The 12936-nt window shown below is 65.6% G+C and carries 9 protein-coding genes; 6 read left to right on the top strand and 3 right to left on the bottom strand.

Features of this window, described 5'->3' with window-relative positions; translation table 11 throughout:
* Positions 1 to 38 precede the first annotated feature (38 nt).
* Both ACQ5J0_RS08800 and acnA read left to right on the top strand, forming a co-directional pair.
* Positions 39 to 941, top strand: coding sequence for a DMT family transporter (locus ACQ5J0_RS08800; protein ID WP_462567091.1), 903 nt, complete (start codon positions 39 to 41; stop codon positions 939 to 941).
* A gap of 131 nt (positions 942 to 1072) precedes the next feature.
* Entirely contained in the window at positions 1073 to 3748 is a 2676-nt protein-coding gene (acnA, locus tag ACQ5J0_RS08795; RefSeq protein WP_462567090.1) for an aconitate hydratase AcnA, read from the top strand.
* Between the two features lie 108 nt (positions 3749 to 3856).
* Here acnA and ACQ5J0_RS08790 read toward each other — a convergent pair whose 3' ends face one another.
* The 3 genes from ACQ5J0_RS08790 to ruvA form a co-directional block, all read right to left on the bottom strand.
* Positions 3857 to 4825, bottom strand: coding sequence for an MYXO-CTERM sorting domain-containing protein (locus tag ACQ5J0_RS08790; RefSeq protein ID WP_462567089.1), 969 nt, complete (start codon positions 4823 to 4825; stop codon positions 3857 to 3859).
* A 188-nt stretch (positions 4826 to 5013) separates the two neighbouring features.
* Complete coding sequence (ruvB, locus tag ACQ5J0_RS08785; RefSeq protein ID WP_462567088.1) at positions 5014 to 6042, bottom strand: Holliday junction branch migration DNA helicase RuvB; 1029 nt, start codon at positions 6040 to 6042, stop codon at positions 5014 to 5016.
* Positions 6043 to 6265: 223 nt separating this feature from the next.
* On the bottom strand, positions 6266 to 6865 hold the full coding sequence (gene ruvA / locus ACQ5J0_RS08780) for a Holliday junction branch migration protein RuvA (RefSeq protein WP_462567087.1): 600 nt from the start codon (positions 6863 to 6865) through the stop codon (positions 6266 to 6268).
* 95 nt (positions 6866 to 6960) lie between these two features.
* Here ruvA and aroC point away from each other — a divergent pair, with 95 nt between their 5' ends.
* From aroC to katG, 4 genes are all read left to right on the top strand, one after another.
* Complete coding sequence (aroC, locus tag ACQ5J0_RS08775) at positions 6961 to 8037, top strand: chorismate synthase (protein ID WP_462567085.1); 1077 nt, start codon at positions 6961 to 6963, stop codon at positions 8035 to 8037.
* A gap of 140 nt (positions 8038 to 8177) precedes the next feature.
* Complete coding sequence (gene ahpC, locus ACQ5J0_RS08770) at positions 8178 to 8744, top strand: alkyl hydroperoxide reductase subunit C (protein WP_462567083.1); 567 nt, start codon at positions 8178 to 8180, stop codon at positions 8742 to 8744.
* Between the two features lie 175 nt (positions 8745 to 8919).
* Positions 8920 to 10509, top strand: coding sequence for an alkyl hydroperoxide reductase subunit F (gene ahpF, locus ACQ5J0_RS08765; RefSeq protein ID WP_462567082.1), 1590 nt, complete (start codon positions 8920 to 8922; stop codon positions 10507 to 10509).
* Positions 10510 to 10710: 201 nt separating this feature from the next.
* Positions 10711 to 12930, top strand: a complete 2220-nt coding sequence (katG, locus tag ACQ5J0_RS08760) for a catalase/peroxidase HPI (RefSeq protein WP_462567081.1) — start codon at positions 10711 to 10713, stop codon at positions 12928 to 12930.
* The last annotated feature ends 6 nt before the right edge of the window (positions 12931 to 12936 follow it).

Here is a 12936-nt window from a genome sequence, read left to right as displayed (position 1 = left end):
GCGTGACCCTGCGGCGGCTCGCGCATTATAGCGCAAGCATGATGCAATCGCGTATCCTCCCGATCGCTGCGGCCTTGCTGGGGGTCGCCTGCCTGTCGCTGATGGACGCCTTCATGAAGAGCGCCGCGCTGGCGGGGGGTACCTTCAGCGCCACGCTGCTGCGCTCGGCGATCGGGACGCTGATCGCCGCACCGGTATGGCTGGCGCTCGGCGGACGCTGGCCGCGCTGGCCGGTCTTGAAACTGCATCTCGAGCGGGGCGTCGTGTCGGCCTTCATGGCGCTGTCGTTCTTCTACTCGCTGACCAAGCTGGGGATCGCCGAGGCGATCGCGATCAGCTTCGTCGCGCCGCTGCTCGCGCTCTATCTTGCGCGGGTGCTGCTGGGCGAAATCATCCGCAGGCGAGCGGTACTGGCCTCGGTCCTCGGCTTTGCGGGCACGCTGGTGATCGTCGGCGGAAAACTTGGCGATGGCGAGTTCGACCGCGACACCGGGCTGGGGCTCGCGGCAATTCTGTTTTCGGCGCTGCTCTATGCCTATAATTTCATCGTCATCCGCCGCCAGTCGCAGCTCGCCCGCCCGCTCGAGATCGCCGCCTTCCATTCCGGCGTCGCCGCGCTGGTGATGGCGCTGGCCGCTCCGCTGCTGTTCGTCTGGCCCGGCGAGGCGGTGCTGCTCGACACCGCGCTGGCTGCGCTGCTGACCGTCGCCGGGGCGATGGCGATCGCCTGGGCCTATGCCCGCGCCGAGGCGCAGGTGCTGGTGCCGATGGAATATTCGGGCTTCCTGTGGGCGGCGCTGTTCGGGTGGCTGTTCTTCCGCGAGAGCGTGACCCTGCCGACCGTCGCCGGCGCCGCGATCATCGTCGCGGCATGCTGGCTGGCGGCGCGCGGGCCCGGTACGGATCGCATGGTCCCGGCGACCGAGCAGCGGGCCGTCTAGGGCAGACCGTCCATGCTCGGGCCCTGCTGCCACCTTGATTTTCGCCCGCTTTCGGCGCAGGTGCGCGGCACAGATCGCCGCGCCGGCCATTGGTTGGATGAAGGCCCCAGATAAGAAGGATTGACGCACGCATGACCCAGGTCGGCCAAGACAAGCTCGCAACTCGCTCCACTCTCACGGTGAACGGCAAGGACTACGCCTATTATTCCTTCGCCAAGGCGGCGGAGACGATCGGCGACGTGTCGAAGCTGCCGTTCAGCCTCAAGGTCCTGCTCGAGAACATGCTGCGCTTCGAGGATGGCGGCTTCACCGTCTCAACCGCCGACGCGCAGGCGATCGCCGACTGGCAGAAGGATCCCAAGACCGGCAAGGAAATCCAGTTCCGCCCGGCGCGCGTGCTGCTGCAGGATTTCACCGGTGTTCCCTGCGTCGTCGATCTGGCCGCGATGCGCGATGCGATCGGCAAGCTGGGCGGCGACACCGCCAAGATCAATCCGCAGGTCCCCGTCAACCTCGTGATCGATCACTCGGTCATGGTCGATGAATTCGGCCACCCCAAGGCCTTCGAGCACAACGTCGAGATGGAATACGCGCGCAACGCCGAGCGTTACGACTTCCTCAAATGGGGCTCCAAGAGCTTCGAGAACTTCTCCGCCGTGCCCCCGGGCACCGGCATCTGCCACCAGGTCAATCTGGAATATATCGGCAAGGGCGTGTGGTCGACCGAGGATGCGGGCGGCCAGGCGATCGCCTATCCCGACACCTGCGTCGGCACCGACAGCCACACCACCATGATCAACGGGTTGGGCGTGCTCGGCTGGGGCGTGGGCGGAATCGAGGCGGAAGCCGCCATGCTCGGCCAGCCGATCTCGATGCTGATCCCGCAGGTCGTCGGCTTCAAGCTGACCGGCGCGATGGCCGAAGGCGTCAACGCCACCGATCTGGTGCTCACCTGCGTCCAGATGCTGCGCGAGCGCGGCGTGGTCGGCAGCTTCGTCGAGTTCTACGGCCCGGGCGTTTCGAACCTTTCGCTCGCCGACCGCGCGACGATCGCCAATATGGCGCCCGAGTACGGCGCAACTTGCGGCATCTTCGGGATCGACGAGAAGACGCTGGAATACATGCGCCTGACCGGCCGCGACGAAGACGCGCTGGCGCTGGTCGAAGCCTATGCCCGCGAACAGGGCATGTGGTTCACCCCCGAGAACGAGCCGGTCTTCAGCGACACGCTCGAACTCGACATGAGCAAAGTCGTGCCCTCGCTCGCCGGCCCCAAGCGGCCGCAGGACCGCGTGGCGCTGCCGCAGGTCGACGAGCTGTTCAACACCGACCTCAAGACGGTCTACAAGAAGGACGGCCCGCACCGCGTCGCCGTCGAGGGCAAGGATCACGACATTGGCGATGGCGATGTCGTGATTGCCGCGATCACCAGCTGCACCAACACCTCCAATCCGGATGTGATGATCGCCGCCGGCCTGGTCGCGCAGAAGGCCAATGCGCGCGGCCTCAAGCCCAAGCCCTGGGTCAAGACCTCGCTCGCGCCGGGTTCGCAGGTGGTCACCGACTATCTGGTCAAGTCGGGCCTGCAGACCGATCTCGACGCGCTGGGCTTCGATCTGGTCGGCTATGGCTGCACCACCTGCATCGGGAATTCGGGCCCGCTGGCCCCGCCGATCAGCAAGGCGATCAACGGCAACGACATCGTCGCGGCCAGCGTCCTCTCGGGCAATCGCAATTTCGAAGGCCGGGTCTCCCCCGACGTGCGCGCCAACTTCCTCGCCTCGCCGCCGCTGGTGGTCGCCTATTCGCTGCTGGGCACGGTGACGCAGGACATCACCGAGACCCCGATCGGTCAGGACCAGGACGGCAAGGACGTGATGCTGGCCGATCTGTGGCCGAGCAATCAGGAGATCGCCGACCACCGCGCCGCCAATATCGACCGCGAGATGTTCGCGCGCCGCTATGCCAACGTCTATGAAGGCGACGAGCACTGGCGCGGGATCAAGGTCGAGGCCTCGGACACCTATCGCTGGAACCCGACCAGCACCTATGTCGCCAGCCCGCCCTATTTCGAGGGCATGGGCATGGAGCCGGCGCCGATCACCGACATCACCGATGCCAAGCTGCTGGCCATCCTCGGCGATTCGACCACGACCGATCACATCAGCCCGGCCGGTTCGATCAAGGAAGACAGCCCGGCGGGCGAATATCTCAACAGCCATCAGGTCGCCAAGGCGGACTTCAATTCCTACGGCAGCCGCCGCGGCAATCACGAGGTGATGATGCGCGGCACCTTCGCCAACATCCGGATCCGCAACGAGATGGTTCCGGGCGTCGAGGGTGGCTACACCACCTTCGAGGGCGAGCAGATGCCGATCTACGACGCGGCAATGAAGCACAAGGAAAACGGCACTCCGCTGGTGGTCGTCGCCGGCAAGGAATACGGCACCGGCTCGAGCCGCGACTGGGCCGCCAAGGGCACCATCCTGCTCGGCGTGCGCGCGGTCATCGTCGAGAGCTTCGAGCGCATCCACCGTTCCAACCTGATCGGCATGGGCGTGCTGCCGCTGCAGTTCACCAATGGCGAGACGCGCCAGAGCCTGGGTCTGGGCCCCGACGATACCTTCACCATCAAGGGGCTGGCCGATCTTTCGCCGAGCCAGGAAGTCGAGGTCGAGGTGACCCATGCCGACGGCACTGTGAAGAGCTTCACCACCAAGTGCCGGATCGATACCGCCAACGAGATGGAATATTACCGCCACGGCGGCATCCTGCACTACGTGCTGCGCAAGCTCGCCACCGACTGAGCAAGCTCAGCCCTCGATGCAAAAGAAAGGGCGGCTCCCCATCGCGGGGAGCCGCCCTTTTCTTGTGCGGGTTGGCCTAAAGTTTCGTGGGTTCGCCTAAAGTTCCGATCAGGCGATCCGCTTGCGCGCGAACAGCTCGCCCAGCTTGCGCCGGCGCAACACTGCAGCGGCGGCGAGGCCGAACAGCGCCATCATCGGCGGCGCGGGCACATCGGTCCCGCTGGTGGTGCCGCTGGTCGTGCTGACATCGCCGGAGGTGCTCGAGGAGGTCGACGAACTGGTGCTCGATGATGTCGAACTCGACGTCGAAGAGGAGGTCGAGGACGACGTCGACGAGCTGGTGCTCGAGGTGATGTTGCCCGAGGTCGAGGTGCTGGTCGAAACATCGCCCGAGGAGCTCGAGGTGGTGGTGCTGGTGACCGCGCCGGTCGAGGTGCTGACCGAACCCGTCGAAGTGCTCACCGAACCGGTGCTGGTCGAAACCCCGCCGGTGGTGGTCGAGGTCGACGAACCGCCGCTGGAATTCTCATTCGAATTGTCGATATCGACGATGATGTCGCCATCGAAACCGCTGGTCGAGGTCGTGGTGGTGGTCGTCGTCGTACCCGGCGTGCCGCTGGTGGTTTCGCCGCCGGTGGTGTTGACCACCACGCTGGTGCTGCCGCCACCGCCGCCGCCGAAGAAGCCGCCGAAAAAGCCGCCGCCGCCGCCGAAGCCGCCACCGAAGCCGCCTCCGCCGACGGGAGGGATCGAGCGCGCGGCGCCGCCGCCGCCGGTCAGCGGCCGCGCTTCGGGAAGCGGCGGAACCGGAACCGGGGCCAGTGCGGTGCGATAGACCGGCTCGACCGGGCGTTCGATCGTCCGCGCGCGGACCGGCTCGCGCCGGGGCACCGTACGCTGCGCCACCGGCCGCGGGGCCTGCTTGATCATCTTGATCTGGCGCGGCTCGGCCTTGGCCGATTTGAACGAGGGGCTGTCGGTGATCGGCTTCTCGGCGACATGCACCGCGCCGCCCGCCAGAAGCGCGCCACCCGCAGCGGTGGCCGACAGTTTTGCGAGAGCTGCTTTTACCGACATCGTTCAAATTCCTGTTTCGACCGGCACGCTGGCCCCGAAGGTCCATACACCGAAAAAGCCTCTGTGCAGATTCGTTTACTATCCGCGTCATGGCTAAAAAGTAAATTCTGGCCGGAATAGCGAGGACTTTAGCCGCCTTGTCCCGGAGCGGGACCCGTTGTGGGGTAAACCTTACCGCTGGATCAAGCCTATTCGTCGAACAAGTTCGATTGGCCTGCCGGCCCGGGAACGGCGAGCCCGAGATGTCTCCAGCCGCCCTCGTTGAGGCAGCGTCCGCGCGCTGTGCGGGCGATCAGGCCGAGCTGAATGAGATAGGGCTCGATCACCTCTTCGACCGTGTCGCGCGGCTCGGACAGGCCCGCGGCGAGCGTCTCGACCCCGACCGGGCCGCCCGCATAGGTGGCCGCGATCATGGTGAGATAGCGCCGGTCCATCGCATCGAGGCCGAGCGAATCGACCTCGAGTCTCGTCAGCGCCGCATCCGCGACCCTGGCGGTGACCGTGAGGTCCCCGGCGACGCTGGCAAAATCGCGCACCCGGCGCATCAGCCGTCCGGCGATCCGCGGGGTGCCGCGGCTGCGTCGCGCGATTTCGCGCGCCCCGCCCTCGTCGATTGCGAGATCGAGCAGCCCGGCACCGCGGGTCACCACCCTAAGCAATTCGTCCTCGGTGTAAAAATACAGCCGCACCGGAATCCCGAACCGGTCGCGCAAGGGGGTGGTCAGCAGCCCCTGCCGCGTGGTCGCGCCGACCAGCGTGAAGGCCGGCAGATCGATCCGCACGCTGCGCGCCGAGGGACCCTCGCCGATGATGATGTCGAGCGCGCGGTCCTCCATCGCCGGATAGAGGATCTCCTCGACCACCGGATTGAGCCGGTGGATCTCGTCGATGAACAGCACGTCGTGCGGCTCGAGATTGGTCAGCAGCGCGGCGAGATCGCCCGCCTTGGCGATCACCGGGCCGGAAGTGGAGCGAAAGCCGACCCCGAGCTCCTTCGCGACGATCTGCGCCAGCGTGGTCTTGCCCAGCCCCGGCGGCCCGAAGAACAGCACATGATCCAGCGCCTCGCCGCGCGAACGGGCGGCTTCGATGAACACGCGCAGATTTTCGCGCGCACCGCGCTGACCGACGAATTCGGCGAGCGACTTTGGCCGCAGCGCCGCGTCGGGATCGTCCGGCTGGCGGGTGGGGGTGTGGAGGGGAGCGGGGTCGGTCACCAATTGTCGTCCTGTCGAACTGCATCCGCACAATATGCGCTCCGCAAGGCGCCACCGACCCAGGTTCCGCCCTGCGCCTGACATTCTCGAACGGCCTGTCGAAGCTCAAAGGCCCAAAAAATGACTAAGCCGATCAGCAACCCGGGGACGATTACAAAGAAAGCCCATTCCTTAATCGCGGGGTTTAGCTTTACATTGCCTTTGATGCCTCGGACGAACAGCATCACCCCGCGGCCCTCTTCAGTGCCACGCGGATCAGTTCGCCCTCGCTCGCGCCCTCGCCCAGTTCGCTCTGCGCGCGCGCGACGGCTTGCGCGGCGACGGCGGGTTTGAAGCCGAGGTTCTGCAGCGCCGAGACCGCGTCGGCGCTGGCTCCGCCCGCCGGCAGCGCCGCAGACGCGCCGCCCTCGCCGCCGGGAAGCGCGCCGGCCTTGTCCTTGAGCTCGTTGACGATCCGCGCCGCCAGCTTGGGCCCTACCCCCTGGGCGCGCGCCAGCGTGGCGGCGTCGACCCGCGCGCAGGCGTCGCGCAATTCGCTCGGGCTGAGCGCCGAGAGGATCGCCAGCGCGACCTTGCTGCCCACGCCCTGCACTCCGGTCAGCAGCCGGAACCAGTCGCGCTCGCCGGCTTCTGCAAAGCCGAGCAACCGCATGTCGTTCTCGCTGACCTGTAGATCGGTGAACAGCGTGCAGGCCTCGCCCCTGGCGCCAAGCGCGGCCAGCGTCTTGGACGAGCAATGGACCAGATAGCCCACGCCCGCGACATCGATCACCGCCCAGTCGGTGCCGGTTTCATCGAGCAGGCCCTTCAGCTTGGCGATCATTGCATCATTCCGGACATGCTTTGTTCTTGGGGGAATAGAGAGGATTGGTCCAGCGCCGATGGACTTCCGCCCACATATTCGGGCATGTGGCTGGCATGAGCTGGAACACATTCGGACGCGTCTTGCGCTTCACCACCTGGGGCGAGAGCCATGGTCCCGCGATCGGCGCGGTGGTCGACGGCTGCCCTCCGGGGCTAGAACTGGCCGAGAGCGACATCCAGCCCTTTCTCGATGCGCGCAAGCCCGGGCAGTCCAAATACACCACCCAGCGGCGCGAGGCTGACGAGGTCCGCATCCTGTCGGGCACCTTCGAGGGCCGCACCACCGGCACGCCGATTTCGTTGCTGATCGAGAACACCGACCAGCGCTCGAAGGACTATTCGCAGATCGCGAACAGCTATCGGCCCGGTCACGCCGACTACGCCTACGACGCGAAATACGGCTTCCGGGATTACCGCGGCGGCGGGCGCAGTTCGGCGCGCGAGACCGCGATGCGGGTGGCGGCGGGAGCGGTGGCGCGGCTGGTCATGCCCGAGGTGCGGATCCTCGCCTTTGTCGCGGAGATCGGCGGCGATGCCATCGACCCGGCGGCGTTCGACGCGAGAGAAATCGCGCGCAACCCCTTCTGGTGCCCCGATCCGGACGCGGCCAGGCGCTGGGAGGCGAGCGTCGACGCGGCGCGAAAGGCCGGGTCCTCGCTTGGCGCGGTCGTCGAATGCATCGCGACCGGCGTCCCGGCCGGCTGGGGCGCGCCGATCTACGCCAAGCTGGACGCCGATCTCGCCGCGGCGATGATGGGGATCAACGCGGTCAAGGGCGTCGAGATCGGCGACGGCTTTGCCGCAGCGCGGCTCTCAGGCGAGGAGAATGCCGACCCGATGCGACCGGCGCAGGATGGCTCCGGTCCGCGCTTCGAGGCGAATCATGCGGGCGGGATCGCCGGGGGAATCTCGACCGGCCAGCCAGTCACCGCGCGCGTCGCTTTCAAGCCGACCAGCTCGATCCTCACCCCCGTCGAAAGCGTCAACCGACGGGGCGAGGCGGTCGAGGTTAGCACCAAGGGGCGCCACGACCCCTGCGTCGGCATTCGCGGCGTGCCGGTGGTCGAGGCGATGATGGCGCTGGCCCTGGCTGACCACAAATTGCTCCACCGGGCGCAGTGCGGAACCTGAGCCAAGTCTGCGGCGCTTTGCGAAAGTTCCGCGCCACTGATTGATAATTCCGATGTTAGCAATCGCACAATATCGCTTTTGTGCGGCGCAGCAGCGCCTATCTGTCACCCATCAGTTTCACCCCAAATTTGGAGATTCTCATGGGTATCATCGGTAGTCAGCTCAAGCCGTTCAAAGCCAATGCCTTCCAGGCCGGCAAGGACTTTTTCGAAGTCACGCAGGACGATATCGCCGGCAAGTGGGCGGTGTTCTTCTTCTATCCCGCCGACTTCACCTTCGTCTGCCCGACCGAGCTCGAAGATCTCGGCGAGCATTACGACATGCTCCAGAAGATGGGCGTCGAAGTCTACGGCGTCTCCACCGACACGCATTTCGCGCACAAGGCCTGGCACGACACCAGCGAGCGGATCGGCAAGCTCAAGTTCGCCTTCCTCGGCGATCAGCTCCACACGCTGTCGAAGAATTTCGACGTGCTGCGTGAGGACATGGGTCTCGCCGACCGTGCGACCTTCGTCATCGATCCCGATGGTGTGATCCAGATCATGGAACAGACCTGCGAAGGCGTCGGCCGCAATGCCAACGAACTGACCCGCAAGATCAAGGCCGCGCAGTATGTGCGCAACAATCCGGGCCAGGTCTGCCCCGCGGCGTGGGAAGAGGGCGGCGACACGCTGGCTCCTTCGCTCGACCTCGTCGGCAAGATCTGATCCTCCGGATCTGAAACGATACCGCGGCCGCCGTTTCGGCGGTGGCCGCGAAGCGCCCGGGCCTCGCCCGGGTTGCTGGAAGGCCCGGGGCGAACCCTCCCCCCCTCCCGTCCCGGGCCTTTTGCTTTTTTACTCTCCGGCTTTCGCCACCAGCCTCAAGCCAACGGGATTTGCCATGCTCGATGCCAATCTGACCCAGCAACTGACGACCTATCTCGCCAATCTGCGCGAGCCGGTCGAACTCGTCGCCTCGCTCGGCGATGATGCCAAATCGCAGCAGACGCGCGAATTGCTCGAGCAGATCGCGGCGCTGCACGGTGATGTCAGCGCGAGCTTCGACGGCACCGACGATCGCAAGCCCAGCTTCGTGATCCGCCGCGCCAGCGATGCGACCAAATGGGTCCGCTTCGCCGGCATTCCCGCCGGCCATGAATTCACCTCGCTGGTGCTGGCGCTGCTGTGGGCCGGCGGCCACCCGCCCAAGGTCGACGCCGATCTGATCGAACAGATCCGCGCGCTCGAAGGCGACTACAATTTCGAGATGTATTTCTCGCTCTCGTGCCACAATTGCCCCGACGTGGTGCAGGCGCTGACGCTGATGGCGCTGGAGAACCCGCGCATCACCGCCACGCTGATCGAGGGCGGCGCGTTTCAGGACGAGGTCGAGGAGCGCGGCGTGATGGCCGTTCCCGCGACCTTCCTCAACGGGGAGAGCTTCTACAACGGCAAGATGGAACTGGCCGAGATCCTCGCCAAGCTCGACAAGGGCAGCGGTGCCAAGGCAGCCGAGAAACTGTCCGCCAAAGACCCGTTCGAAGTGCTGATCGTCGGCGGCGGACCCGCGGGCGCATCCTCGGCGATCTACACCGCGCGCAAGGGCTTCCGCACCGGGATCGCCGCCGAGCGCTTCGGCGGTCAGCTGCACGACACGCTCGGGATCGAGAACCTGCCCGGGACCCCCTATACCGAGGGCCCCAAGCTGGCCGGCCAACTCGAGACCCATGTCGGCGAATACGAGATCGACCTGATGAACCTCGCCACCGCCAACAAGCTGGTGCCGGCAAAGGAAAAGGGCGGTCTGCACCGGCTCGAGCTCGGCAATGGTGCCACGCTGTCGTCGCGCAGCCTGATCATCTCGACCGGCGCGCGCTGGCGCAATCTCGGCGTCCCGGGCGAGGCAGAATACCGCAACAAGGGCGTTGCCTATTGCCCGCATTGCGACGGACCGCTGTTCAAGGGCAAGCGGATCGCGGTGATCGGCGGCGGCAATTCGGGCGTCGAGGCGGCGATCGACCTTGCCAAGATCGTCGGCCATGTCACCCTGGTCGAGTTCGACAGCAAGCTGCGCGCCGACGAGGTGCTGCAGGCGAAATTGCGCAGCCTCGGCAATGTCGAGATCATCACCTCGGGCCAGACCACCGAGATCACCGGCGACGGCAGCCGCGTCGACGGGATGGTGGTCAAGGATCGCAATTCCGGCGACGAGCGGAGCATCGAGCTCGCGGGCGTCTTCGTCCAGATCGGGCTGGTGCCCAACACCGAATGGCTCAAGGACAGCGGGCTCGAGCTTTCCAAGCATGGCGAGATCGTGATCGACGAGGAAGGCCGCACCAATCTGCCCGGCGTGTTCGCGGCGGGCGATGTCACCACCGTGCCCTACAAGCAGATCGTGGTGGCGATGGGCGAAGGCTCGAAAGCGGGGCTCTCCGCTTTCGACTATCTCATCCGCAACGAGCCGGCGGAAGAGATCGCTCAGGCTGCCTAAATCTTTCGGCGATACGAATTCGAAGCGCCGCCGTTCCTTTCGGAATGGCGGCGTTTTTTATTGTCCTGGGCTGGCGCAGCCATCGCTTCTGGCAATCAATCCGAACCATTTAATCGATTGGACGAATGATCGCGGAAAGGTCATCCTTCTCCGGTAGCTCGGGCAAGACCTGAGTCGATCAGATCAGACAGGAGAGAGACCATGGACGCGAAGACAGGTGATATCAGCGGCGGATGCCCCTTCAACGGCGACGGAGGCGTACGCGCCCTGCTCGGCCGGACCAACAAGGATTGGTGGCCCGACTCGCTCGACCTTCATATCCTCACCCAGGGGGGCGTCTCGCCCGATCCGATGGGCGAGGATTTCGACTATGTCGAAGCCTTCAACGTGCTCGACTACAAGGCGCTCAAGCAGGACCTGACCGCGCTGATGACCGACAGCCAGCCCTGGTGGCCGGCGGATTATGGCCATTACGGCCCGTTCTTCATCCGCATGGCCTGGCATGCGGCGGGCACCTATCGCACCGGGGACGGTCGCGGCGGCGCGAGCAGCGGGCAGCAGCGCTTCGCTCCGCTCAACAGCTGGCCAGACAACGGCAATCTCGACAAGGCGCGCCGCCTGCTGTGGCCGATCAAGCAGAAATACGGCAAGCACATCAGCTGGGCCGATCTGTTCATCCTCACCGGCAATGTCGCCATCGAGTCGATGGGCGGCCCGGTGTTCGGCTATGGCGGCGGGCGCAAGGACGTCTACGAGCCCGAGAACGACATCTACTGGGGTTCGGAAGAAGAATGGGTCGACCAGGGTGTCGAAACCCGCATCATCCCCGATGAAGGCAAGGCGCTCGAGAACCCGCTCGCGGCGATCCAGATGGGCCTGATCTACGTCAATCCCGAGGGCCCGGGCGGCGATCCGGACCCGCTGGGCTCGGCGCGCGACATGAAGGAAACCTTCGCGCGCATGGCGATGAACGACGAGGAAACCGTCGCGCTGACCGCGGGCGGCCACGCCTTCGGCAAGTGCCACGGCGCGGTTCCGCCCGATCAGCTTTCGGGCGCCCCCGAAGGCGAAGGCATGCACCTGATGGGCTTCGGCTGGGCTACCGACCCCGACCAGATCGGCAAGGGCCACATCACGACCTCGGGCCTCGAAGGCGCCTGGACACCCAACCCGACGCAGTGGGGCGGCGACTATTTCCGCCTGCTGTTCAAATATGAGTACGAGCTGGTCAGAAGCCCGGCCGGTGCCCAGCAATGGCAGCCGATCAACCCCGATCCGGAAGACATGGCGCCCGATGCGCGCGATCCTTCCAAAAAGGTGCCGACCATGATGACTACCGCCGACATGGCGCTGAAGATGGACCCGGATTATCGCAAGATTTCCGAGCACTTCCGCGACAACCAGGCGGCGCTCGACGATGCCTTCGCGCGCGCATGGTTCAAGCTGTGCCACCGCGATATGGGCCCCAAGATCCGCTACATGGGTCCCGAGGTTCCGGCCGAGGAGCTGATCTGGCAGGATCCGGTCCCCGCCGGCACGCAGGCTTCGGATGCCGCCGTTTCGGCGTTCAAATCCGAGGTGCTCGATAGCGGGCTTAGCGTTTCGGAACTCGTCAAGGCGGCCTGGGCCTCGGCCTCGACCTACCGCAAGTCCGATCATCGCGGCGGCGCCAATGGTGCGCGGGTGCGGCTCGCCCCGCAGAAGGACTGGAAGGTCAACGATCCGCAGGAACTTTCCAAGGTGCTGGCCAAGCTCGACGAGCTTCGCGGCGATCTGTCGATGGCCGATGCCATCGTCATCGCGGGTTCGGCAGCGGTCGAGAAGGCGGCCAAGGATGCGGGCTTCGCCGTCACCGTACCCGTCACCACGGGCCGCGGCGATGCCGGCGAAGAGCACACCGATGCCGAGAGCTTCGAGCCGATGGAACCCTTCGCCGATGGCTTCCGCAACTACCTCAAGACCAAGGCGCCGGTGAAGACCGAGGACCTGCTGATAGACCGGGCGAGTCTTCTCGGCCTGTCGATCCCGGAGATGGTCGTTCTGGTCGGCGGGATGCGCGCGCTGGGTGCGGTGAGCACCCATGCCAAGCACGGCAATTCGATCGGCGTGCTGACCGATCGGCCGGGGCAACTGACCAACGACTTCTTCGTCAACCTGCTGCACATGGGCACGTCCTGGGAAGTGGTCGACGAAAGCGGCGACGAGGAATTCATCGGCCGCTGCCGTCTGGAAGGTCACGAGAAGTGGCGCGCCACGCGCACCGATCTGGTGTTCGGCTCCAACTCGCAGCTGCGCTCGGTCGCCGAAGTCTATGCCGAGAACGGCCACGAACAGAAGTTCGTGAACGATTTCATCAAGGCCTGGAACAAGGTGATGGACGCCGATCGCTTCGATCTGCGCTACGCCAAATACCACCAGTGATCGGCA

The sequence above is a fragment of the Qipengyuania sp. SM2512 genome (genome assembly GCF_054954005.1).
The sequence above is the reverse complement of the archived record's forward strand: the minus strand, read 5'-3'. Positions and strand labels throughout refer to the sequence as shown.